This window comes from Ruegeria sp. BB1 (assembly GCF_056539465.1).
This window is the reverse complement of the sequence record NZ_JBQFVB010000007.1, coordinates 26,430-50,325: the sequence shown is the minus strand read 5'-3', so window position 1 is coordinate 50,325 and position 23,896 is coordinate 26,430. Positions and strand designations below refer to the sequence as shown.

Annotated in this window: 21 protein-coding genes; 16 read left to right on the top strand and 5 right to left on the bottom strand. The window is 59.8% G+C overall.

The window, feature by feature from the left end; translation table 11 throughout:
• Positions 1-10 precede the first annotated feature (10 nt).
• Genes hisD through ACR0AL_RS15200 form a run of 7 tightly spaced genes read left to right on the top strand, consistent with a single transcriptional unit; the run spans position 11 to position 5,689 of the window.
• Positions 11-1,318: a histidinol dehydrogenase gene (hisD, locus tag ACR0AL_RS15230; protein ID WP_170350910.1), complete on the top strand. Its 1,308-nt coding sequence runs from the start codon at positions 11-13 to the stop codon at positions 1,316-1,318.
• On the top strand, positions 1,311-2,072 hold the full coding sequence (locus tag ACR0AL_RS15225) for an SDR family NAD(P)-dependent oxidoreductase (RefSeq protein WP_480663688.1): 762 nt from the start codon (positions 1,311-1,313) through the stop codon (positions 2,070-2,072). The genes hisD and ACR0AL_RS15225 overlap by 8 nt, the downstream gene beginning before the upstream one ends.
• A complete protein-coding gene (locus ACR0AL_RS15220; RefSeq protein WP_170350912.1) occupies positions 2,069-3,049 on the top strand; it encodes an alcohol dehydrogenase catalytic domain-containing protein in 981 nt (326 codons plus the stop codon). Before ACR0AL_RS15225 ends, ACR0AL_RS15220 begins: the two co-directional genes overlap by 4 nt.
• 23 nt (positions 3,050-3,072) lie before the next feature.
• Positions 3,073-3,483 carry a universal stress protein gene (locus ACR0AL_RS15215; RefSeq protein WP_170350913.1) on the top strand — a complete coding sequence of 137 codons (411 nt, stop codon included), beginning with the start codon at positions 3,073-3,075 and terminating at the stop codon, positions 3,481-3,483.
• Positions 3,484-3,531: 48 nt separating this feature from the next.
• Positions 3,532-4,038, top strand: a complete 507-nt coding sequence (gene comD / locus ACR0AL_RS15210) for a sulfopyruvate decarboxylase subunit alpha (protein ID WP_480663687.1) — start codon at positions 3,532-3,534, stop codon at positions 4,036-4,038.
• Entirely contained in the window at positions 4,035-4,589 is a 555-nt protein-coding gene (gene comE, locus ACR0AL_RS15205; protein ID WP_480663685.1) for a sulfopyruvate decarboxylase subunit beta, read from the top strand. Before comD ends, comE begins: the two co-directional genes overlap by 4 nt.
• On the top strand, positions 4,589-5,689 hold the full coding sequence (locus tag ACR0AL_RS15200) for an alpha-hydroxy acid oxidase (RefSeq protein ID WP_480663808.1): 1,101 nt from the start codon (positions 4,589-4,591) through the stop codon (positions 5,687-5,689). The genes comE and ACR0AL_RS15200 overlap by 1 nt, the downstream gene beginning before the upstream one ends.
• 9 nt (positions 5,690-5,698) lie before the next feature.
• Here ACR0AL_RS15200 and ACR0AL_RS15195 read toward each other — a convergent pair whose 3' ends face one another.
• The 4 genes from ACR0AL_RS15195 to ACR0AL_RS15180 are packed head-to-tail and all read right to left on the bottom strand — an operon-like array spanning position 5,699 to position 11,260.
• Positions 5,699-6,439, bottom strand: a complete 741-nt coding sequence (locus ACR0AL_RS15195) for a maleate cis-trans isomerase family protein (protein WP_480663683.1) — start codon at positions 6,437-6,439, stop codon at positions 5,699-5,701.
• Positions 6,436-7,518, bottom strand: coding sequence for a pyridoxal phosphate-dependent aminotransferase (locus ACR0AL_RS15190; RefSeq protein WP_480663681.1), 1,083 nt, complete (start codon positions 7,516-7,518; stop codon positions 6,436-6,438). The genes ACR0AL_RS15195 and ACR0AL_RS15190 overlap by 4 nt, the downstream gene beginning before the upstream one ends.
• Positions 7,515-9,164: a hydantoinase B/oxoprolinase family protein gene (locus tag ACR0AL_RS15185; protein WP_480663679.1), complete on the bottom strand. Its 1,650-nt coding sequence runs from the start codon at positions 9,162-9,164 to the stop codon at positions 7,515-7,517. The genes ACR0AL_RS15190 and ACR0AL_RS15185 overlap by 4 nt, the downstream gene beginning before the upstream one ends.
• Positions 9,161-11,260 (bottom strand): hydantoinase/oxoprolinase family protein, encoded by a 2,100-nt coding sequence (locus ACR0AL_RS15180; protein ID WP_480663677.1) that lies wholly within the window; start codon positions 11,258-11,260, stop codon positions 9,161-9,163. Before ACR0AL_RS15180 ends, ACR0AL_RS15185 begins: the two co-directional genes overlap by 4 nt.
• A gap of 306 nt (positions 11,261-11,566) precedes the next feature.
• Between ACR0AL_RS15180 and ACR0AL_RS15175 the strand changes: the two genes are divergently transcribed.
• Genes ACR0AL_RS15175 through ACR0AL_RS15165 form a run of 3 tightly spaced genes read left to right on the top strand, consistent with a single transcriptional unit; the run spans position 11,567 to position 14,726 of the window.
• Positions 11,567-12,865, top strand: coding sequence for a hypothetical protein (locus ACR0AL_RS15175; protein ID WP_170377969.1), 1,299 nt, complete (start codon positions 11,567-11,569; stop codon positions 12,863-12,865).
• A 20-nt stretch (positions 12,866-12,885) separates the two neighbouring features.
• Positions 12,886-14,004, top strand: a complete 1,119-nt coding sequence (locus ACR0AL_RS15170) for a cytochrome-c peroxidase (RefSeq protein WP_480648486.1) — start codon at positions 12,886-12,888, stop codon at positions 14,002-14,004.
• Positions 14,004-14,726, top strand: coding sequence for an MbnP family protein (locus ACR0AL_RS15165; protein WP_480648484.1), 723 nt, complete (start codon positions 14,004-14,006; stop codon positions 14,724-14,726). The genes ACR0AL_RS15170 and ACR0AL_RS15165 overlap by 1 nt, the downstream gene beginning before the upstream one ends.
• Positions 14,727-14,741: 15 nt before the next feature.
• Here the strand turns inward: ACR0AL_RS15165 and ACR0AL_RS15160 are convergent, their stop codons facing one another.
• Positions 14,742-16,694: a 3-hydroxyacyl-CoA dehydrogenase NAD-binding domain-containing protein gene (locus ACR0AL_RS15160; protein WP_480663675.1), complete on the bottom strand. Its 1,953-nt coding sequence runs from the start codon at positions 16,692-16,694 to the stop codon at positions 14,742-14,744.
• A gap of 141 nt (positions 16,695-16,835) precedes the next feature.
• On the opposite strand from ACR0AL_RS15160, the gene ACR0AL_RS15155 reads away from it, so the two are divergent.
• The 6 genes from ACR0AL_RS15155 to ACR0AL_RS15130 are packed head-to-tail and all read left to right on the top strand — an operon-like array spanning position 16,836 to position 23,894.
• A complete protein-coding gene (locus tag ACR0AL_RS15155; RefSeq protein ID WP_480663673.1) occupies positions 16,836-19,130 on the top strand; it encodes a bifunctional salicylyl-CoA 5-hydroxylase/oxidoreductase in 2,295 nt (764 codons plus the stop codon).
• Positions 19,127-19,858 (top strand): SDR family NAD(P)-dependent oxidoreductase, encoded by a 732-nt coding sequence (locus ACR0AL_RS15150; protein WP_480663671.1) that lies wholly within the window; start codon positions 19,127-19,129, stop codon positions 19,856-19,858. Before ACR0AL_RS15155 ends, ACR0AL_RS15150 begins: the two co-directional genes overlap by 4 nt.
• Positions 19,855-20,322 carry a MarR family winged helix-turn-helix transcriptional regulator gene (locus tag ACR0AL_RS15145; protein WP_170350925.1) on the top strand — a complete coding sequence of 156 codons (468 nt, stop codon included), beginning with the start codon at positions 19,855-19,857 and terminating at the stop codon, positions 20,320-20,322. Before ACR0AL_RS15150 ends, ACR0AL_RS15145 begins: the two co-directional genes overlap by 4 nt.
• Positions 20,312-21,112, top strand: a complete 801-nt coding sequence (locus ACR0AL_RS15140) for an enoyl-CoA hydratase family protein (RefSeq protein ID WP_480663669.1) — start codon at positions 20,312-20,314, stop codon at positions 21,110-21,112. Before ACR0AL_RS15145 ends, ACR0AL_RS15140 begins: the two co-directional genes overlap by 11 nt.
• A complete protein-coding gene (locus ACR0AL_RS15135; protein ID WP_480663667.1) occupies positions 21,112-22,263 on the top strand; it encodes an acyl-CoA dehydrogenase family protein in 1,152 nt (383 codons plus the stop codon). Before ACR0AL_RS15140 ends, ACR0AL_RS15135 begins: the two co-directional genes overlap by 1 nt.
• Positions 22,263-23,894 carry an AMP-binding protein gene (locus ACR0AL_RS15130; protein ID WP_480663665.1) on the top strand — a complete coding sequence of 544 codons (1,632 nt, stop codon included), beginning with the start codon at positions 22,263-22,265 and terminating at the stop codon, positions 23,892-23,894. Before ACR0AL_RS15135 ends, ACR0AL_RS15130 begins: the two co-directional genes overlap by 1 nt.
• Positions 23,895-23,896 lie beyond the last annotated feature (2 nt).

Sequence of the window (23,896 nt, the reverse complement as noted above, 5' to 3'; positions counted from 1 at the left end):
CTTGCTGACTATGCCTCGTGACTATCTGAAAAAGGCGACGCTGACCCCTGAATCTCATGCGTCCGAAGTGCATGAAACGGTCAAGACCATCCTTGCCGATATCGAGGCTGGTGGCGACGCCAAGGCCATGGAATATGCCGCCAAGTTCGACAAATTCGACGGCAATGTCCTAATGACTCAGGACGAGATTGACGCCGCCATAGCGCTGGTGCCGGAAAAACTGAAGGCTGACATCCGATTTGCCCATGATAACGTGCGCCGCTTTGCGGAAACGCAAAAGGCAACCGTGTCCGATGTTCAGATGGAGATCGTGCCGGGTTTCGTCGCTGGCCAAAAGGCGATCCCGGTGGATGCGGCGGGATGCTATGTGCCTGGTGGCCGGTACAGCCATATCGCCAGCGCGATCATGACGGTCACGACGGCCAAGGTTGCCGGGTGCCGCCATATCACGGCCTGTTCCCCTCCGCGTCCCGGCGCAGGGGTTGCCCCGGCGATTGTTTATGCGGCGCATATCTGCGGGGCCGATAGCATTCTGGCCATGGGCGGCGTGCAGGGTGTGGCCGCGATGACCTATGGCCTGTTCGGATTGCCGCGCGCCAATATCCTGGTTGGTCCTGGCAATCAGTTTGTCGCCGAAGCGAAACGTATCCTTTACGGCAAGGTCGGCATCGACATGATCGCAGGGCCTACTGACAGCCTGATCCTTGCCGACAGTTCATCCGATGCGCATGTGGTTGCGACCGATTTGGTCTCTCAGGCTGAACACGGCTACAACTCGCCGGTTTGGCTGGTCACTGATGATCGTGCCCTGGCCGAAAAAGTGATGGAGTTGGTGCCAACGCTTATTGAAGACTTGCCGGAACTGAACCGCGAAAACGCCTCGGCCGCGTGGCGTGATTATGCCGAGGTGATCGTTTGTTCGGATCGTGAAGAAATGGCGGCCTGTTCTGACGAATACGCGCCCGAGCATTTGACCGTTCAGGCCGAAGATCTGGATTGGTGGCTGAACCGGCTGACCTGCTATGGCTCTTTGTTTCTGGGTGAGGAAACGACGGTTTCTTACGGCGATAAGGCGACCGGAACCAACCATGTGCTGCCGACATCAGGTGCCGCCAGCTATACCGGCGGTCTGAGTGTTCACAAGTACATGAAAATCGTCACCTGGCAGAGGGCCACGCGCGAAGGTTCAAAGCCTATTGCTGTGGCAACTGCCCGGATTTCCCGCCTGGAAGGGATGGAGGGGCACGCCCGGGCGGCAGATGTTCGTCTGGCCAAGTATTTTCCTGATGAACAGTTTGACCTGACCTCAGATGGATGACCCCCGATCTCTATTTGATCTGACGGGGCAGGTGGCCTGCGTGACCGGGGCCAGTTCGGGGCTTGGTCGCCGGGTGGCGGTTGTTCTGGCTGCTGCCGGTGCTCAGGTGGTTGGCGTGGCCCGCCGGGCCGAGGCACTGTCAGATTTGAAACGCGAAATCGGTGAGCGTGCCGAAACCGTGGTTGCCGATGTGGCCGATCGGCCGGTGACAGGGGCGTTGGTGGAACAGATAGGCTCGAAATTCGGATCGCCGGACATTGTTATTCACGCGGCCGGGGTAAACACGCGTGAAGCAGCGGATGATGTCACCGCCGAAGGTTGGGATGCCACGCTCGCGCTGAACCTCAGCGCGCCGTTTTTCCTGAGCCAGGCGATGGTGCCTGCCATGAAGAAACGCGGTTGGGGACGGATTGTGAATTTCGCCTCGCTGCAAACCACACGGGCTTTTCCGGGGGGCATTGCTTATGGTGCAACCAAGGCCGGGATCGGGCAACTAACCCGCGCCATGGCCGAGGCTTGGTCGCCGCACGGGATCACCGCCAACGCCATCGGGCCGGGGTTCTTCCCGACCGAACTGACCCAAGCCGTGTTCGATGATCCCGAACGTGCCGCTCGCAACGCGGCTCAGACTTGTACCCAGCGCAACGGGCGGGTTGAGGATATCGACGGGCCGATCCTGTTTTTGTGCTCGAAAGCCTCGGATTACGTCACCGGGCAGGTGCTGATGGTTGACGGAGGGTTTACGGCGAAATGAAAGCTCTGGTCTATGAAGGTGTAGAACAAGTGGCCTTTCGGGATGTCCCGGATGCTGCGCCGCGGGAAGCCGAACATCTTATCCGGATCGAGGCCGCTGGCATCTGCGGATCGGACATGCACGCCTATCTGGGCCACGATGCACGCCGCCCGGCACCCTTGATCCTTGGGCACGAGGCCGCAGGCACGATTGTAGGCGGCCCACGCGATGGCGCGCGCGTCACCATCAACCCGCTGGTGAGTTGTAGCAAGTGCAGCGCGTGCAAGTCGGGGCGCGAGAACCTGTGCGCCGACCGTCAGATCATTTCAATGCCACCGCGTGAAGGGGCCTTTGCCCAATATGTCGCCATGCCCGCCAGCAATCTGGTCGAAGTACCGGCACATGTGAGCTTTGCAATGGCTGCGCTGGCCGAGCCTCTGGCGGTCAGTTGGCACGCGGTCCGGCTGGGCCTTGAGGCGCTGCATCCCACGATGGATCGCAAAGCGTTGGTGATTGGCGGCGGCGCCATCGGTGTGGCCGCAGCGCTGGCATTGTCTGCGATGGATGTTGATGATGTGGTTATCGTCGAACCCAGCGACGGACGGCGCGCATATTTGCAGAGCACTGGTGCGTTCAACGTGGTCAAAGAGACGATGCAAGACTTCCCCCTTGTGATCGACGCGGTCGGTTTTGCTGCCACTAGGTCCATGGCCTCAACGATGGTTCAGCCGGGCGGGGTAATTGCCCATGTCGGGTTGGGCGAAGACGCCGGAGGGCTGGATATACGCCGCATGACCTTGCAGGAAATCACTTTTATCGGCACCTATACATATACGGCCGAGGATTTCCGGCAAACCGCGCAGGCCATTTTTGATGGCCGATTGGGTGGTTTGGATTGGGTTGAAGAACGGGCCCTGTCTGAAGGCGCCGAGGCGTTTCGTGACTTGCGCAATGGGGTCGTTGCGGCACCGAAAATCATCCTCATGCCGTGGGCATAGGTCCGGAAGAAACGGAGGGATTCATGTATAAGAAAATTCTGGTTCCAATGGCGTTGGATCACGATATTTCGCAACACACGCTAGAGGTCGCCCGCGCGCTGACCGCCGAGGGTGGCGAGATCGTCGCGCTGCACGTCTATGAGATGCCACAGGGTTCGGTCAGTGCCTATCTGGACAAAGAGATGGTCGCGGAAGGCTTTCGGGCCGCTGCCAGAGTATTGAAAGAAAAGACTGAGGATCTTGAGGGCATCCAGCCCGAGATCGTCAAGGGCCACACCGCCCGGAGCATCATTGACTACGCCAACAGCAATAATTTTGACTGCATCGTCATCGGTTCGCACAAGCCGGGCCTCAGCGACTATTTTCTGGGATCGACCGCGTCGCGCGTCGTCCGTCATGCCGGATGTGCGGTGCATGTGCATCGTGGCATCTGAACCATCAATCGCGCCCCGGGCGCCCCAAACAGGACTGACAGACCGGAAATGAACATAGACAAGAAGATCACTGACGATCTGGTGGCGAACGATATTTCGTTTGTAACCACCGTCCCGTGTAAGCAGCTTGCTGGCGTGATCGAGGAGATCGACGCGCGGGACGAGATTTTCCACATCCCGTCAAACAAGGAAGACGAAGGGATGGGCCTGTGCGCAGGCGCGTGGATGGGCGGTAAGCGCCCGGCCATCATCATGCAGAACACCGCGATTGGAGTGACCATCAACACGCTGGCAACGCTGATCCAGTATTATCGCATGCCGCTGCCTATGCTGATCTCATACCGTGGAGAATTGCGCGAACCCGTTGCCTGTCAGGTGGAAATGGCGGTGCATACCAAGGCCCTGTTGGCGCAGATGAACATCCCGACCTACCACTTTCACCATCAGGCGGATGTCGAGGAATTGGATGCGATCCTGAAATACACCTTCGTGTGCAACAAGCCGGTCGCAATCCTGACCGATGCCAATTTCTGGGGAGGCTACGGCGACCAATGATCCGTTCTGAGATTCTGAAAGAAATCGCCCCGATCCTGCGTGATCAACTGGTTGTCTGCAACATCGGTATCCCCAGCCAGGAACTGCACGCAATCGATGATCAGCCGACCAATTTTTATATGCTGGGCACGATGGGGCTGGCCTCATCCATCGGTCTTGGGCTGTCGCTGTCGCAGCCGAAGCCGGTGATCGTGATTGACGGGGATGGTTCGATCCTGACCAATCTCGGCACGCTGCCGACCATCGCCAACAACATGGCCGATAACTATATCCTGCTGATCGTCGATAATGGCTCTTATGGCTCGACCGGGGATCAACCGACCTATGCGGGGCAGAAAACCTCGCTGGCGAAAATGGCCGAGGCTGCCGGGTGCGAACGTGTGATCGAATGCCAGGCCGAAGAGACAGGCCGTGTGCTGCAAGAGGCGCTGGATGCCAAACAGATGACCATCATTGTAAGCAAATGCGAAAGCGGGAATGCCAAGATGCCTGTCATCACAATGGATCCGGTAGTCATCCGTGACCGCTTTATGAAGGCCGTTCAGGCTTGATCCCAAGCAACGCGATCCACAGCGCAGAAGACGCTCGCCGCATTTCGCGGCGGCGTCTGCCGTGGATGGTATTCGACTACATTGACGGCGCGGCGGGGCTTGGAACCGGCGCTGCTCGCAACCGTGCCGCCCTGGACGCTATGACAATACGCCCGCGGGTGTTGCGGGACGTCAGCGAACGGTCTCTGGCGACCGAAGTCTTCGGCCAGCCCACACAACGCCCCTTCGGCATCGCGCCAATGGGCATGTGTAACCTGTCCGCACCCGGGGCTGATCTGATGCTGGCCCGTTTGGCTGCGCAGTATTCGGTGCCGTTGGGCGTGTCTACCGTGGCGTCGACGTCGATGGAGGAGATCATAGTCGAAGCCGAAGGCAACGCCTGGTTCCAGCTTTATTTCAGCGGCGACGGCTCGGGCACGTTCAAGCTGGTCGATCGCGCCCGCGCTGCAGGTTACGAGACGCTGGTGCTGACCGTGGATGTTCCCGAGGTCGGGCGGCGCCCGCGCGAGCTGCGCCATGGGTTCAAGATGCCCTTTCGGATCGGCCCACGCCAATTCGTCGACTTTGCCCTGCATCCGAAGTGGTCCCTTTCAACCCTGATGGCAGGTAAACCTCAGATGGCGAACTTTCTGACTGAGGGTTACGAGTTTGACCGCACCGAAAGCCGCGCAAAGGCAACATGGGAGACGCTGGCCCGTCTGCGCGATCAATGGGAGGGCAAGCTGGTCGTCAAAGGTGTGCTAGACCCCGAGGATGCGCTGGCCGTGAAAGCAGCGGGCGCTGATGCCCTTCAGGTCTCAAGCCATGGCGCGCGGCAGCTGGACAGCGCCCCGGCGGCGATTGAAGCGCTGCGACAGATACGCACCACCGTGGGCGACGAATACCCGTTGTTCTATGACAGCGGGTTGCAGTCCGGTGAGGACGCCATAAAGGCCATATCCGCGGGTGCGAATTATGTGTTCTTTGGCCGCATCCTGCAATTTGCAATGGCCGCCGCAGGCGAGGCGGGCCTGCAGCAGCTTTGGGATGTGTTGAGCGAAGAATTCAGCATTACCATGGCCCAAATCGGAGTGACATCCGTTGGTGAACTGAAGGATTGACCGCTCGGATCACCTTTCGCGTTCCAATAGCTGTCCGTACCCGGGGATGGGTTCATCGATATTCAACAGTTGCAACGCCTGAAACAGCATCGCCTGGTTCGAGCTGATCACCGGTTTCCCAACCACATCTTCCAGCCGGGCTATGACCTCGACGCTGCGCATGTCGGTGCAGGACAGAACCAGCGCGTCGGCCTCGGGGTGATCAGCCCCGCGGCCCAGTTCGAATACGGCATCCGGCTCTAACGCCCCCTGGCCTTCATTGCCAAGCGGTTCAGACACTTCCGAGCGTTGGATCGAGTCCACCCCCAGCTTGCCCAGAAAAGCAATCGCCATGTCGTTGATCGCCGGAACATAGGGCGAGGCGAAACCGATACGCTTGGCCCCCAAGGTGGACAACGCATGCACCAACGCCCCCGCTGCGGTCACCGTCTTGGCCCCGCTATCGGCGCTGATGCGGTTGGCCAGATCTCGGTCGAACTCGGGGCCATGAGTCAGCGTGGCCGAGGTGCATCCGTAAAAGACAACGTCCGGCTTGGTTCCCATCAACAGGCGCAAAGGCTCATCCAAGTCGGCGGCCCCTAGATCGTGCATCTGGGATTCGTCGGGGATTTCGTCCTCGTCATACCCACCCAATCTGGCTACGTGCAGTGAAACGCCTGCCGGGGACATCAGGGCCAGGTCAGGCTCAAAATTGGTGTTGGTGAAGGGCACCAGCAGGCCGAACCGGGCCCGCCCTCTGGAAGCTGTCATATCTGTCCCTCCTGTTTCCATTGCGTCAGGATTTCTATCGCTTTGACCAGCGCCGCCTGCGGACCGACGGTCATGCGCAGGGTATGAGGCAGGCCCGCGCCGCCTTGCGGGCGCAGGAACACGCCCTCGGACCGCAACCTTTGATCCGCGCTTGCTGCGGCTTCGGTGCTGCCCATGTTGAGCAGCACAAAGTTGGTGAAACTGGGATAAGGCGCGAACCCGGCCTGTTTCAACTGGGCCGTTGCCTGATCCCGCAAGCTTGCGGTGATCGCGCAGGTTTCGCGCATATAGGCATCGTCCCGCACGGCTGCCGCTGCAGCGATTTGGGCGCTGGCCGGGACGTTGTTCGGGTTCATCACTTTACGCAACTCTCTGGCGATGGCAGATGGAAACAGACCCCACCCGACGCGAAACCCCGCCATGCCGTATGCTTTTGAAAACGTGCGTAAAACGACCGTATTGCCGCCCTGAACCAGATCGAAAAACCGCTCGCCCAGGTGATCAGAAAATTCGCCATACGCTTCATCGATCACCAACAGGATGTCAGGCCGCAGGCCCTGACGCAGGCGGACAAGTTCGGCTTTCGGAATGCGCGTGCCGGTCGGGTTGCCGGGGTTTGCGACAAAGACGATCCCGGTATCCGGTTGGACCGCGGCAAGCATGGCGTCGACACTGACGACGGCATCTACTTCGGCGGCAGGGTCGAACCGCGCGTTTGTCACCTGCGCCGCCGTTTGAAAGAACGGATAGGCATGGGCGGGCGCCAGTACCGCCCGGTCTGGCCCTGCGAACACGCGCGCCAGGCATCCGATCAGGTCGAGCGATCCGTTGCCGCACAAAATACCATCGGGATCTATTCCGTGCAGTTCGGCCAGTGCGTGCCGCAGGTCCGTCCAGTCCGGATCGGGATAGAGCATCGCGCTGCCCAACGCCTGCGCCGCCGCCTCGGTCGCCTTGGGGCTGGGCGGGCGCAGGCTTTCATTTTGCGACAGCGAGATCAGGGTTTTGCCCTCGGGCGCGTCAAGGTTGGCCAGCGCATAGGGGGACATGCACGCAATATGCGGGTGCGGTTGGGTCATGTTTGCCTCCGATACTGGGTTTGGGCCATCGCCTCGCTGACAAGGCCCGCGCGGACGTCGCTTTGCACCGCCTCCTCCGGGCGTTCCTCGGGCAGGCCAAAGCCACCCCCACCCGGAGTTTCAAAGATCAGCGTTTCACCGGCCTTGATCCGAACCTCACCTTTGCCCGGCAGTTGGCGGTTTTCCGGCATCACGGTGATGCGACCGGACGCGCCGTCCAACCCACCTTCTCGGCCGTTGGCTGGGTTCTTGATCCGCTCGACCGACAGGAACAGCATCAAATCCTGATCCTTGGACGCGCTGAGTTCGATATGCTGCCCCAGACCGCCGCGCAGACGCCCGGCGCCACCGGAATCGGACCGCAGTTCACGACGGTGAAAAAGCACAGGGGCAACCGCCTCGGTGGTTTCGACCTGACTGCCCCAAACGCCGCTGGGAAAGGCCGTGGCCGACAGACCGTCCAGCCCGGGGCGTGCGCCAGTGCCGCCATTGAACACCAATTCCAACGCAAACTGGTCATCGCCCCGATCGGTCGCTTCAGGCGCGTGGCGCAGGGGCAGATCGTACATGCATGATGCCCCCTCGGCCGGAACCTTTTCAGGCAGGGCCTGCGACAAGCAGCCATAGACCAGGTCGGGGGTCATCTGCCCCAACGTATGCCGCATCGCCACCGGTGCCGGAGGTTGCGCGTTCAGGATACAACCCTCGGGGCCCGTCACCCGAAACGGATCGAGCGAACCCGCATTGTTCGGGATATCCGCCCCGATGATGCAACGCAGGGCAAAGACGGTATAGGCGGTTGCATAGTTCAGTGGCACGTTGATCCCTTTACCCACACAGGCCGCTGTGCCGTCGAAGTCCAGCAACAGGTGATCATCGGCGATGGTCAGCGCTGCGTGCAGCTCGATCTCTTTGTCGTAACCATCTACTTTCAGCACGTGTTGCCATGTGCCCTTGGGCAGGCCGGCGATAGCATCTAGCGTGCCGCGACGTGACGTTTCGATGATGTAATCGGACAGCGCGCTCAGGTCGGTGATGCCAAATTCCTGCATCATCTGAACCAACCTTGTTGACCCGGCCTCGCAACAGGCGATCAGGGCATAAATGTCGCCCTCGTTGGCGATGGGCTCGCGAGAGTTGGCTTTGACGATCTCAAGCACCAGCGCGTTGACCTCGCCTTGGCTGACCAGTTTGCAGGGGGGGATCAGCAGCCCTTCGTCATAGATATCCGACCCTTCCGGCCCCATGCCCAACCCGCCGAGGTCGACCAGATGCGAGGTACAGGCCGTATAGCCGATGAAGGTATCGCCGTGGAACACGGGCATCATCAGCAAAAAGTCGTTCAGGTGACCCGAGGCGATCCACGGATCGTTGGTCATATAGATGTCGCCGGGTTTCATATCGGTCTGGGCAAATCTGGCGCGCAGGGTTTTGACCGCCTCGGCCATGGTGTTGATATGTCCGGGCGTGCCGGTGACAGCTTGTGCCAGCATCCGGCCCTGCATGTCGAATATCCCGGCCGAGATATCGCCGCATTCGCGCACGATCGGACTGAAGGCGGCGCGGATCAGCGCCTGCCCCTGTTCCTCGACCACGGCCAGAAGTCGGTTCCACATCACTTGCAGGCGTGTATCTGATTGGATCATCCCTGTGCCTCCTCTTGCCGCGTCAGCCAGATATTGCCCTGGCCATCCACGGTTGCGCCGAAATCTGCGCTAACAAATGTGGTCGTTTGTGCCTCGACAATCAGCGCCGGACCGCTGAGCGTTGATCCCGGCGTCAGGTCGGTGCGGCTGTAGACGCCTGCAGAGCGCCATTCCCCGGTAATGTCGCACAGGATCTGGCGCTGTTCGGTCGTTTCCGCCTGCCGATGACCCGGGTTTCCAGGATACGGCTCATGTGTAGGTGTTGGCGATGAAACGGACAGTCCCCAGTTCAGAATCTCGATGGTCATGCCGGGCACGATACGGCTGAATTGTCGGCTGTATTCCGTCTCAAAAGCTTGCCTTAGCGCGTCGAGGTCCGAGGCGGCCATAGCCCGATCCGGCAGGCTGATTTCGATTTCATGCCCTTGCCCGTGATATCGCATATAGGCGATCCGGCGTTGCAGCAATTTGCCGTCGGGCGCACCGGCGCGGACAACCTGTTCCGCTTCGGCCTGCATACTGTCGAAGAACTGGTTCAACCCGTCGATATCCAGACTGTCCAATCGGGCATAGCGTGACCGGATGACCTCATAAGAGACCGGTGCAAACAGGAACCCGACGGCCGACCCGACGCCCGGATCACGCGGGATCAGTACGCGCCGCATCTGGGCGCGACGGGCCACACGGGTGGCGTGCAGTGGACCGTTGCCGCCAAACGCGATCATAAGCCGATTGCCAAGGTCCTTGCCGGATTCGACTGCGTGCATACGACCGGCGCTGGCCATGCTTTCGTCGACAATCTCACTAACGGCAAAGGCGGCCTGATCGGGGCTCAAACCCAACGGCTCGCCGACATCCTTCGCCATCGCCTGTTGTGCTGCGCTCTGATCGATCTGCAGACGTCCTTCGGCAAAATGCCCAGGCTCGATCAAGCCCAGCGTCAGATCGGAATCGGTGACCGTCGGGTTTTCCCCGCCCTTTCCAAAGGCTGCCGGCCCGGGATCTGATCCGGCACTGTGGGGGCCAACCTGAATGCGGCCCAGGCGGTCTACACTGGCGATGGAACCGCCCCCGGCACCGATCTCGATCATCTCGATCACCGGTATCCGGACCGGCATACCCGACCCCTTGATAAAGCGTTCAGCCCGCGAGATTTCGAATTTACGTGCGGTCTGGGGGCGATATTCGTCGATCAGGCACAGCTTGGCCGTGGTGCCGCCCATGTCAAAGGACAGCACGTCCGCCTCTCCAGTGGCCTCGGCGATGCGGGCGGCGAGAACGGCGCCACCGGCGGGGCCGGATTCGACCAGACGGATCGGTAGCCGGGCAGCGGTGTCGAGCGTGGTCATGCCGCCGCCTGCCGTCATCATCAGGATCGGGCAGGTTATTCCCATCTGCCGAAAGCGCGCCTCAAAATCCTGCAGATATCCGGCCATGAGCGGCTGCACGTAGGCATTGGCAATGGTGGTACACAGCCGGTCGAACTCGCGCGCTTCGGGGCTGACCTCGTGGCTGAGTGAGATGACCAAATTGGGCATATGCAGAGCCAGCAGATCGCGCAGGGCCAGTTCATGTGCAGGGTTGGCATAGGCGTGCAGCAGGCAAATGGCGACGGCCTCGACCTCAAGGGCCGTCAGTTCGTCCACCAAAGGCGCGATGGCCGCCGCGTCCAACGGTTCCAGTTCCTGCCCGTTGACGTCCATGCGCCCACCTATGGTCAGCGAATGGGTGCGCGGCACGATCAGGTCGGGTTTGACCAGATCAATCGCATATTGGCTGTAGCGCCGCTCATACGCGATTTCGAGGATATCCCGGAACCCGCGCGTGGTTATGGTGGCGGTCGCGGCCCCGCGCCGTTCGATCAACGCATTGGTGGCGAGCGTGGTGCCATGAATGAAACCGGTTACCCGATGCCAATCGGCACCAGCGGCTTCAAGCACATGCGTGGCACCCGCAACGGCACCAAGGGCGGGGCGATGTGGAGTGGTGGGAGTTTTGGTGGTTGCCACCACCTGCGATGCGCTGTTCAACAGGACGGTATCAGTAAACGTACCGCCGATATCGATTGCCATGCGCAATCCATCTGGTTGGATCATTTGGGTATCAGCCTGAAAAGGTGGAACAAACCCGAAGCCGGGTCAGATGATAACGGTCTGTCCCCGCAGGTTAGACGACCAGATCGCACCCGGTGTCGCGACGCATCATCGGTTGTCGAAGGGTGGCTGTCACAGCTTCGGTTCCTTATCCTCTGATGCCTAGAACATTGAGTGAGGAATGCCCCATCCGTCAACAAATCTTTCGGCCCCCATGAATTTGGTTCCATTCCAGTATTGTGATATGACGTCGGGTAAGGTGCATCTTATTCACAAGTATTCCTAAATTTCATCTCAGGGGGGGAAGTTATGAAATTCAGCCATACTACACGTAGTGTTCTGATCGGTGCGGGCCTGATACTGGCAGGTCTGTCGCCCGCATTGTCGCAGGACCGCGAGGAAAGCCAGGGCATGGTGCTGCTGCGCGGGCTGCCGACGCTGGATACGAGTCACAGTATCGCAATCATTGAGCTGGACCCGGAGTCGGATCGGTTCGGAGAAATCCTCAGCGAAGTAGAACAGCCTGAGATGGAGCATCCCTTGCACCATCTGTATTACAGCCCGAATGGCAGGCTCTATGCCACGGGGCTTGATCCCTCGTGCAGCCTGGCCGAGGTCGGGTTGGCCCGCGATGCGGGCGGTGCGCCGGTGATTTCGGGCTTTACCTGTCTGGATACGCAGGGACAGATGGTGGGTGAAGACATCATGTGGGCCAATTCGAACGGTCAGGAATACATGTTCGTGACCTTCATGGGCGGAACCGGCGGCGATGATGGCGGTTCGGTGGGCGTTTTTGATCCACAGACGAATGAGGTCGTAAAAGTGATCGAAGCCCGCAAAAGCCAGGTGGGCGAAGGCGCGCCCTATATCATGTATCCGCATGGTATCTCGGCTTTTGAGGACCGCATGGTCGTGACGTCGACCGTGCATCCGGATCTGGCCACCGGTGTTGGCAACATGCTGACGATCATTGATCTGAACGCGCTGGAGCCCATTGAAAACATCTTGGTTGAGAAAGAAAAGCCGCTGGACTTTCCGTCCTCTCCGGTCGAGGTGCTGTTTGCCCGCCCGGGCATCCATCCAGATATCGAACCGGCCATTCTGGCCAATACAATGTTCGGGTTCGAGACGTGGAAAGTACCTTATGACGCCAGTTCCAAAAGTTTTGGTGAGGCCGAAGTGATCTATAGCGGTGTTGCCAATGAAACGGCTGTACCTCTGGAATTCTACGGCACCGAGGATGAGCTGTTCATCTCGCATGCCCTGCCGGGTGTGGTGAAACGCTATGAATTGGCCGCGTTGCCCGAGCTGGTGCCCAGCGGGCCGGATATCGTCGCCGATCCGGGGGCGCATCATATGATCTTTTTCACCTCGGCTTCGGGGCGCGATTTGATTGCCGTTCAGAACAATCTGCTGAATCTGGGCAACGGGGCTGAAGATGATCCGACCGATGTGGATTTCATCGCCGATCTGGCCAGCCATACGATCTCGGTTCATGATCTGGAGACCGGAGAGCGTCTGGCTACGATTGATTTCAAAGAGCGTTACAACAAGGGAGTGGATAACCTCGAAGGACTGTTCGGCTCGGGGTTTGTTCACCACCACTAACGGCCGTTGGGGGGGGCGGAATGCGTTGGGTTGTGTTGATCCTGGCCGCCGCAGGGATTGCGGTGGCTGGTTGGATGGTCTGGGATCGGATGCGCGGCCCGACGGTAACGCCCATTGCCGATTTCTCAGCCCCTTTTGTGTTCGGGCGGTTTGCCGTTCCGCCCGACAACCCGCTGACGCAAGAGGCGTTCACGTTGGGCCGGCACCTGTTCTATGACCCCATCCTGTCGGGCAACAATGAGGTGTCCTGCGCAACCTGTCACGTGCAGGAATTGGCGTTTACCGATGGGCTGGCAAAGTCGCCGACATTGTCCGGGGGTGAGCTGGACTTTAGTTCGATGAGCCTCGCCAATTTGCTTTGGGGGCAGGAGAGGTTTTTCTGGAACGGCCGTGCGACCTCGTTGGAAGAGCAGGCTTTGATGCCGATCCAACATCCGGATGAGATGGGGCAGGATATCGATGCGCTGATGGAGGAGCTTCAGGCCTCAGGGTCTTATCGCAAGATGTTTCGTCAGGCCTATGGTGCGGTAACGCCCGAAAATACAGCCAAGGCGCTGGCGACTTTCATGCGGCTTTTGATCTCGTCAAACTCGAAATACGATCAATACCTACGGGGTGAGGTCCGGCTGACCGCGCAGGAAGAACATGGGCGCAAGCTGTTCATGGCGCATCCCGATACCAAGGTGTCCCTGAGGGGCGGCAATTGCATCGATTGCCACAGTCAGTTCCTGACCTCGGGCTTTCGCGATGCGCTGGACGGGTTTTCCAACAACGGGCTGGATCCGGATGAGACCTTGCCCGACGGTCTGATGGCGGTGACGGGCAACCCGGCGCATAAGGGGTTTTTCAAGGTTCCGACCCTGCGCAACATCGCCGTCACAGCTCCCTACATGCATGACGGTCGGTTCGACACGCTGGAGGATGTAATGGACCATTACAACGATGGTATCGTGGTCAGCGATACACTCAGCCCGTTGATCCTTGAGGCCGACAACGCGCCCGAGGCGGGGCAGGAAACGGTGGGCCTGCGCATGACGCCCGATGAAATCCAGGCCATCATCGCCTTCCTGCACACTCTGACGGATGAGGCGTTTATGACCAACCCGCAGTTTTCCAACCCGTTCGAGGGAGGGTCGTGATGCGTCCGATCATTGTAATTTCAGCCTTGGTGGTCCTGATCGCGGGGTGGTTCGTGCTGAACCCGGGGCAAAACAAAGCCACGCCGATCACGCTGACATTCCACGCCCAGATGGGGGATGAGCCTCTGATCTATGATCAATTCATCTATGAAAATCCGGGCGGGCAGGGTCAGTTCAGGGTTCGCGACTTCAGGTTCTACCTCAGCAACCTGTCTTTCGGGCACGGGGATGAGACCTATGCCGAACCCGAAAGTTATCATTTGCTGCGCTTTGACAATGCGGACAGCGCGCATTCGATCACCTTGCCTGCCGTGCCATTGCCATCGATTGAAACTGTGCGGTTTTTGATCGGTGTCGACCCGGCTGCGAACAGTTCGATTGAGGTGCGCGGGGATCTGGACCCCAACAGTCAGATGGCCTGGAATTGGGAGGTCGGGTACAAATTTGTCGTGTTCGAAGGGGCGCTGCAAGTGGGTGGGGACGTGTCCCCCCTGGTCTATCACGTGGGGTTTTCCGAGAACGCGCGCGAGGTCGAATTTTTAGTTCCGGCGGAGGTTTTGGCAGACGGAAAGCAAGAGGTTCATCTGACCGTCGATCTGGCGAAACTATTCGACAATGCGGCACAGATCGACATGCAGGCGCTGCCCTCGGTCAAGTTCAACCGCGCTGATGCCGAGGTGCTGGCCAACAACTATGCCAACATGATCGCGCCGAGTTTCTGAGGGTGTTCAATCCAACTAAGGGTGGTGTTTCAGGAACATCGGGCCGCCGCGCCAGCGTGGAAAGCCATAACCGTTGACCATGACCACGTCGATATCCTCGGGGCGCCGCGCTATGCCTTCCGTCAAAAGGGCCTGCGCCTCGGTCTGCATAGTGGTCAGAATGCGCTGGACGATCTCGGTGTCGGATATCGGAGTGCGCGCGATCTTTTTGCGCGCGGATTCCGCGAGAACAAGGCTTTCCACCCATTGCGATGGGGTCGCTTTGTCGTCCGCGTAATCGTACCAACCTTGGCTAGCCTTGCGCCCGAAACGTCCCGCCTCACACAGCTTGTCGGCAATGTGAACATAGCGCTGGGCGGGGTCGCGGGTCGCGGCTTGGCTTTTGCGCTTGGCCCATCTGATGTCGAGGCCCGCAAGGTCCTGCATCTCAAACACGCCCATGGGAAAACCAAAATCGCGCATCGCCTGATCAACGTCCCATGGGAGGGCACCGTCTTCGAGCATGTATTCGCATTCACGTCGATAGGCAGACATGATGCGGTTGCCGATAAATCCGTCACATACTCCGGCGGGTACGGCGATCTTTCCAAGCCTGTGGGCCAGCGCAAAGCCAGTGGCCACAACGGATGAGGCGGCATTGTCTGGGATGATGACCTCAACCAGTTTCATGATGTGGGCGGGTGAGAAAAAGTGCAGGCCGATCACACGTTCGGGGTGTCTGGTTTGGGCGGCCATGGCGCTGATATTCAGATAAGACGTGTTGCTGGCTAGAATGGCGTCGCGCCGGATATGCTTATCAAGCTCCTGAAAGACCTGCGTTTTCAGCTCCATGTCCTCGAATACAGCCTCGATGATCAGATCGGTTTCGGTCAGAGCTTCGAATGTGGTCGTGGTTGATAAAGCGGCGGTCAGAGCCTCCTGCTTGTCTTGGTCAATCAGGCCGCGCTTTCTGCTGTTGTCTAGGATGGCTGTGATGCGACCTTGCCCGGCTGCACGGGCAGCTTCGTCCCGTTCAGCCAAGGTCACTGGCAGCCCTGCCAACAAACAGGCGGCGGCGATTCCGGCCCCCATGGTGCCCCCACCAATCACGCCGATGCTTGTGAGCGGATGGGGTTCCATGTCCTTCAGTTCGGACAGTTTAGACGCTGATCTTTCAGCAAAGAAGATGTATCGCAAGGCCGCGCTTTGCGGGTCGGATTTCAGGGCCAAAAACGTCTCACGCTCTTGACACAGAGCTTGATCCGCGGGCAGGTCGAGCGCGGTTTGCACTGCCCTGGCCGCTGCGACAGGCGCATGTGCGCCGCGCGCTTTTGAGATGACGCGGGCCCTTGCTGCTTCCCAGGCTGTTGGATCCATAACTGGTTTGGCGTTCCGGTGCCGCAATGTAGTTCTAGGCTGAGCGTTTGCGGCCGACCTGGCCAGCGCACTGGCACAGGCCATCAGGTCACCGTCGGCGATATCGTCAATCAGACCTAGGTTCAGCGCCGTCGTAGCAGAGATCGGCTTACCGCTGGTCACCATGTTCAGCGCCTCAAGCGGGTCGATCAGGCGCGGTAGTCGAACGGTGCCGCCCGCGCCAGGGATCAGGCCCAGCGTCACCTCGGGCAGGCCAAACCTGGTGCTGCGCAGCGCCACGCGGTGACTGCACCCAAGCGCGATCTCAAGTCCACCGCCAAGGACTGAACCGTGCAGTGCCGCGACCCAGGGCTTTATTGTGTCTTCAATCGCCTGGATGACGTCCGGCAGGTGGGGTTCCATTGGCGGCTTGTTAAACTCGTGTACATCCGCACCAGCAGTGAATGTCCGACCTTCAGCGCACAGTATGACGGCCTTGGCAGAGGTGTTCGCTTCGGTCTCGGCAATGGCTGCCAACAGCCCCGCGCGCACTGCCTGACTGGCCGCGTTCACAGGCGGGTTGTCGATCGTCACAACCGCCAAATCGTCCTTTGTTTCGACACGCACCACCATCCGGCCACCCGACGTTTTGGAGAATAATTGAAAGCGTAACTTCTCGCAAAAAAACTTCAAGCATAAAATATTTTAACTTGAAGGGATCGGCGACTCGGTCTAGCGTTTCAGGTATTCAGACGGATGAAGGGAAGTTTAGCGATGCGCATTGCTTGCCTTGGCGGCGGACCGGCGGGTCTTTATTTCGGGATTTCGATGAAGCTTCGAAATCCGGCGGCCGAGATTGAGGTGATCGAGCGCAACCGACCCGATGACACCTTTGGCTGGGGCGTCGTTCTGTCCGATGAAACGTTGGACAATCTGGCGGTCAACGATCCGATCAGCGCTGAGAGAATTCGGGAACAGTTTGCCTATTGGGACGATGTGGCGCTGGTTCACAAAGGCCAGCGCACTGTGTCTGGCGGGCATGGGTTCTGCGGCATCGGGCGCAAGCAGCTGTTGCTGATCCTGCAGGCCCGCGCCCGCGAATTGGATGTGAAGATGCGGTTCGAAACCGAGGCTGCATCCGCCTTGGACTATATGGCCAACTATGACGTCGTCATTGCGTCGGACGGGCTGAATTCGAAAACCCGCGCCGAGTTTTCGGATGTGTTCAAACCGGATATCGACCAGCGCCTGTGTCAGTTTGTGTGGCTGGGAACGCACCAGAAATTCGACGACGCATTTACCTTTATCTTCGAGAAGACCGATAGGGGCTGGGTTTGGGCCCATGCCTATCAATTCGATCCAGACACCGCGACTTTCATTGTCGAATGCACACAAGAGACATTCGATGCCTATGGCTTTGACAAGATGAGCCAGCAGGACTCGATTGCCGTTTGCCAAGACATCTTCAAGGATCATCTGGGCGGGCATGCTCTGATGACCAATGCCAACCATATCCGTGGCTCAGCCTGGCTGCGGTTTCCGCGCGTGCTGTGTGAGAAATGGAGCCACGACAACGTCGTTTTGCTGGGGGATGCTGCGGCTACGGCGCATTTCTCGATCGGGTCGGGAACCAAATTGGCGTTGGAAAGCGCGATTGCGCTGGCCGAGTATATCCACAGCGAAGATACGCTTGAGGCTGCCTTTGCCCGTTATGAAGACGAACGGCGGCTCGAAGTACTGCGACTGCAATCGGCGGCGCGGAACTCGGTTGAGTGGTTCGAGGATGTTGAACGCTATCTGGATCTGGATTCCGTGCAGCTGAACTATTCCATGCTGACCCGGTCGCAACGGATCAGCCATGAAAACCTGCGCGAACGCGATGCTGGGTGGCTGGGCCGGGCCGAGGCCTGGTTCATGGCGCAAGCCGGGGTCGGGATCAACGCTCCCGCCCGCGCGCCCATGTTTGCGCCATTCCGTCTGCGTGGGATGGAGTTGAAGAACCGGATCGTGGTCTCACCCATGGCACAGTACAAGGCCGTGGATGGCTGCCCAACCGACTGGCATCTGATCCACTATGGCGAGCGCGCCAAGGGCGGGGCAGGGCTGGTCTATACCGAGATGACTTGTGTAAGTGCCGATGGTCGCATCTCGCCAGGTTGTCCCGGTCTGTATGCGCCCGAGCATGAGGCGGCATGGCGCCGCCTGACCGATTTTGTCCACACCGAGACCGACGCCAAGATTTGCTGCCAGATCGGTCATGCCGGGCGCAAAGGATCGACGCGCATCGGGTGGGAGGGCATGGATCAGCCGTTGGAGGAAGGCAACTGGCCCCTGATCTCCGCCTCGGCCATTGCGTGGTCAGACGACAACGCCATACCCAAAGCGATGGATCGGTGGGATATGGATCGCGTCATGGCTGAGTTCGCAGCAGCCGTCCAAATGGCTGATCGCGCCGGGTTCGACATGATAGAACTGCACGCGGCTCATGGGTATCTGATCTCGTCCTTCATCTCTCCGCTTTCAAACACACGAGACGACGACTATGGCGGCAGCCTGAAAAACCGCATGCGTTACCCGCTTGAGGTGTTCGCGGCCATGCGCGCGGTCTGGCCCGAGGCCAAGCCGATGGCAGTGCGTATATCGGCCAGTGACTGGGCGGGTGAAAACGGCATCACACCGGAAGAGGCCGTTGAGATCGCGGCGATGTTCGATGCGGCGGGGGCGGATATCGTGGATGTGTCCGCAGGCCAGACCTCGACACAGGCGCAGCCGGTTTATGGGCGGATGTTCCAGACCCCATTCTCGGACCGTATCCGCAATGAACGTGGCATCAAGACAATGGCAGTTGGCAATATCTACGAGGCCGACCATGTCAATTCGATCTTGATGGCCGGGCGCGCTGATCTGGTCTGTCTGGCCAGACCGCATCTGAACGACCCCTATTGGACCCTGCACGCAGCCACGGCGCTGGGCGACCGGCAGGAGATCTGGCCAAAACCCTATGAGGCTGGGCGCGATCAGGCCTGGCGTCTGGCCGACCGCGACGCGGAAATGGCAGGTAAGGTATGAGTCATGTGGTCATATCAGGCGGTGGCACCGGGGTCGGTGCAGCGATTGCGAAGACGTTTGCAGAGGATGGCGTGGCGATCACTCTTTTGGGTCGGACCGAGGCCACCTTGCAGCAGCAGAGGCTACCTTTCGAAGTCTGCGATGTGACCGACACGGTGCAAGTACAGGCCGCTTTCGAGTCCGCCCGCGCCCAACGCGGCCCGGTCACGGCGGTCATCGCCAATGCAGGCGCGGCGCATTCGGTGCCGTTTGCCAAAATGACGGCGGATGACCTGCGCGGCATGACCGAGGTCAACTTGATCGGTGTGTTCAACGTCTGGCAGGCCGGGCTGGCAGACATGCAGACGGCGGGCGCCGGGCGTCTGGTCGCCATCGCCTCGACAGCGGGATTGAAAGGCTATCCTTACGTCTCTGGTTATTGCGCCGCGAAACACGGGGTTATCGGCCTTACCCGCGCGCTGGCAGTTGAACTGGCCCCGACCGGGATCACCGTCAACGCCGTGTGCCCCGGTTTTGTAGACACGCCGATGCTGGAACGTTCGATCGAAACCATCGTCGAAAAAACGGGGATGAGCGCAGAGGACGCCGCCGCCTCGCTTCACCGGGGCAACCCCCAACGCCGGTTTATCGAAACGGATGAGGTCGCCAGCGCAGTGAAATGGCTGTGCTCGGACGCTGCGAAATCCGTGAACGGACACACGCTCAGCCTTTCGGGAGGTGAAATATGACCCCGACCCTTGCACACCCCCCGCTTGAGGATGCCTCGAAAGAACGGCTACGTCTGTGGTTGCGTCTGTTGAAAACCACCCGAGGTATCGAGGCCAAACTGCGTGAGAATTTCCGGGCCGAGTTCGACACGACCTTGCCCCGGTTCGACGTGATGGCAGCGCTCTCGCGCTTTGAGGGCGGCCTGAAAATGAGCGAGATTTCGGGCGTGCTGCGCGTCTCCAATGGCAACGTGACCGGGATCGTGGACCGGCTGGCTGACGATGGTCTGCTGGTGCGGGTGCCGGTGCCCGGAGACCGCCGCGCCCATCGCGTGTGTATGACCCAAAAGGGCCGCGCGGAATTCGCCCGCCAGGCCGCTGCGCATGAGGCATGGATCGCCGATATGCTGGGCCAATTCTCGGCCGAGGATGCAAGGACGCTCACCACCGAATTCAGCCTGCCGGAGGAGCCTAATGATCCGTGACGTCAAACATTTCCAGTGTGAGGTGCAGGGCCGCGTTGCCACGGTCAGCTTGGACCGGCCTGAGCGGAAAAACCCGCTGACCTTCGACAGCTATGCCGAGCTGCGCGACTGGTTTCGCGATCTGGTCTATGTCGATGATGTGGACGCCGTGGTCTTTGCGTCGAATGGTGGCAATTTTAGCTCAGGTGGCGATGTGCATGACATCATCGGCCCGCTGACCCGCATGAATATGAAAGAGTTGTTGGCCTTTACCCGCATGACCGGCGATCTGGTCAAGGCGATGGTGAATTGCGGTAAGCCGGTGATTGCGGCGGTGGACGGTATCTGCGTTGGGGCTGGAGCAATCATCGCCATGGCATCCGATCTGCGTATCGCCACACCACAGGCGAAATGCGCCTTTCTGTTCACACGGGTTGGGCTGGCTGGTTGTGACATGGGAGCCTGTGCCATCTTGCCCCGTATCATCGGGCAGGGGCGGGCGGCAGAGCTGCTCTATACCGGGCGGTCTATGAGCGCCGAGGAGGGGCTTGGCTGGGGGTTCTACAACAGCGTGGTCGAGGCGGATCAGCTTGAGGGCGCGGCGCAGAACATGGCCCGGCGTATCTCTGCGGGACCGAATTTCGCGCATATGATGACCAAAACCATGTTGGCGCAGGAATGGTCCATGTCGATCGAACAGGCCATCGAAGCCGAGGCACAAGCGCAGGCCATCTGCATGCAGTCCGGCGATTTTGAGCGTGCCTACAACGCCTTTGTCGCCAAAGAAAAACCAGAGTTCGAGGGGGATTGATGGCAGATCGCAGCTTCCTGTCATGGCCATTTTTCGAGCCACGCCACCGCAGCTGGGCCGCGCGAGTCGAAGAGGTCGTGCAGGAGCTAAAGGTCGACCACGCGGACACGGATGCCGCCTGCCGCGCGCTGGTGCGCGACTTGGGTGCGGCGGGGCTGCTGCAGCCAACTGCGGATGAAGACGGCCAGTTGGATGTGCGGACTTTGTGTCTGACCCGGGAAATCCTTGCCCGGTATGATGGGTTAGCCGATTTTTCCTTTGCCATGCAGGGCCTTGGCACCGGTGCGATTTCCCTGTTCGGCTCACCCCAGCAAAAGGCCGAATGGTTGCCAAAAACGCGCAGCGGGCAGGCGATTTCAGCCTTTGCGCTGACCGAGCCACAGTCAGGATCGGATGTGGCGAATTCTACTATGACCGCAATACGAGATGGCGATCACTATGTTCTGAACGGCGAAAAGACTTGGATATCGAACGGGGGCCTTGCCGATGTCTACACACTGTTCGCCCGCTCGGGCGAGGCGCCGGGTGCTAAGGGATTGTCCGCCTTTGTGGTAACACCCGACTTGCCGGGGTTTGAGGTTGCCGAACAGCTGCACACCATCGCTCCGCATCCGCTGGCGACACTGCGGTTTTCTGATACGCGCATCCCAGCGTCGGCGATGATCGGCGCGCCCGGTGCCGGGTTTAAGATCGCCATGTCGGTGCTGGATGTGTTTCGCTCGACTGTGGCGGCCGCGGCGTTGGGGTTCGCCCGGCGCGCGTTGGATGAAGCGTTGACGCGGGTCAGTACCCGGCATGTGCAAGGCGCGCCGCTGTTCGATCTGCAGATGGTGCAAGGTCACATCGCCGATATGGCGCTGGACGTCGATGCGGCGGCGCTGCTGGTCTACCGCGCCGCCTGGACCAAAGACAGTGGGGCACCACGGATCACACGTGAGGCCGCAATGGCCAAGCTTTTTGCCACCGACCACGCGCAGCAGGTCATCGACAAGGCGGTACAGCTGTTCGGCGGTGATGGTGTCCGATCGGGCATGCCGGTCGAGGCGCTGTACCGTGAAATCCGGGCGTTGCGCATCTACGAGGGTGCCTCGGACGTTCAGAAAGTGGTCATCGCCCGTCAGGCAATGGCCGCGCATAGGGAGGGGAAGTGATGTTGGGACCGTCCGCACATATCGATACGTTCAGCCGCGATAGCTTGCCGTCCGAGGAGCAGTGGCCAGATTTTCTGTTGGACGGGTTCGACTATCCCGACCTTCTGAATGCTGCGTATGAGCTGACCGATGCGATGGTGGACAAGGGGTTTGGCGACAATATCGCGCTGATCGGAAACGGGCGGCAGAGGACCTACAAAGAGCTTACCGACTGGACCAACCGTCTGGCGCATGTGCTGGTCGAAGATATAAGAGTACAGCCCGGTAACCGTGTGTTGATCCGTTCGGCAAATAACCCGGCCATGGTGGCCTGCTGGCTGGCCGCGACCAAAGTTGGGGCCGTGGTCGTCAACACTATGCCCATGCTGCGGGCGGGAGAGTTGACCAAACATGTGGACAAGGCCGAGATCCAGTTCGCCCTCTGCGATACGCGTTTGATGGAGGAAATGGAAACCTGCGCACAGGGTAGCCGGTTCCTAGAGCGCGTCGTGGGGTTCGACGGCACCTCAAACCACGATGCCGAACTTGATCGTCTGGCGCTGGAAAAACCGGTTCAGTTCGAATGCGTGCAAACGGGTCGCGATGACGTTGCCCTTCTGGGATTCACCTCAGGTTCGACCGGAGAGCCCAAGGCCACGATGCACTTTCACCGCGATCTGATGATCATCGCCGATGGTTATGCGCGCGAGGTTCTGAACGTGCAGCCTGAGGACGTCTTTGTCGGGTCCCCTCCATTGGCATTCACTTTCGGGCTGGGTGGACTGGCGGTGTTTCCACTGCGATTTGGGGCAACGGCGACCTTGCTGGAACAAGCCTCTCCCTCCGGTATGATCGAGATCATCGAGAAGTATAAAGCCACCGTCTGTTTCACAGCTCCAACCGCCTATCGGGTCATGTTGCAAGCGATGGATGACGGGGCCGATCTGTCCAGCCTGCGCGCTGCCGTTTCGGCGGGCGAGACGTTGCCCAAACCCGTCTATGACGACTGGATTGCACGTACAGGCAAGCCGATGCTCGATGGCATCGGGGCCACGGAATTGCTGCATATCTTCATCTCAAACCGGTTCGATGATCACCGGCCCGCTTGCACCGGAAGGCCGGTCAAAGGGTACGAAGCGAAGGTTTTGAACCGCGACGGGACCGAGGCCAAAACGGGTGACATCGGCCGGTTGGCGGTGCGAGGCCCGACCGGCTGCCGATATCTGAATGATGATCGTCAAAAGGATTATGTTCACGACGGCTGGAACATCACCGGCGACAGTTTCTATCAGGACGAGGGTGGCTATTTCCATTTCGCGGCACGCAATGATGATATGATCGTCTCGGCCGGGTACAACATCGCAGGCCCCGAGGTCGAAGCCGCGCTGCTGGCGCATGAGGCTGTTCTGGAATGCGCCGTGATCGGTGCCCCAGACCCGGATCGGGGCGAAATTGTCGAGGCGCATGTCGTGCTGACCGAAGGTGCTGTGGCAGAAGATACCCTGCGCGAGGCGCTGCAAACTCATGTCAAATCCGTAATCGCGCCCTACAAGTACCCACGCTCGATCCGGTTCTGCGACGCGTTGCCAAAGACTGCGACGGGAAAAATTCAGCGCTTCAGGTTGAAATCCCCCTCGACGAACGGGGCGTGATC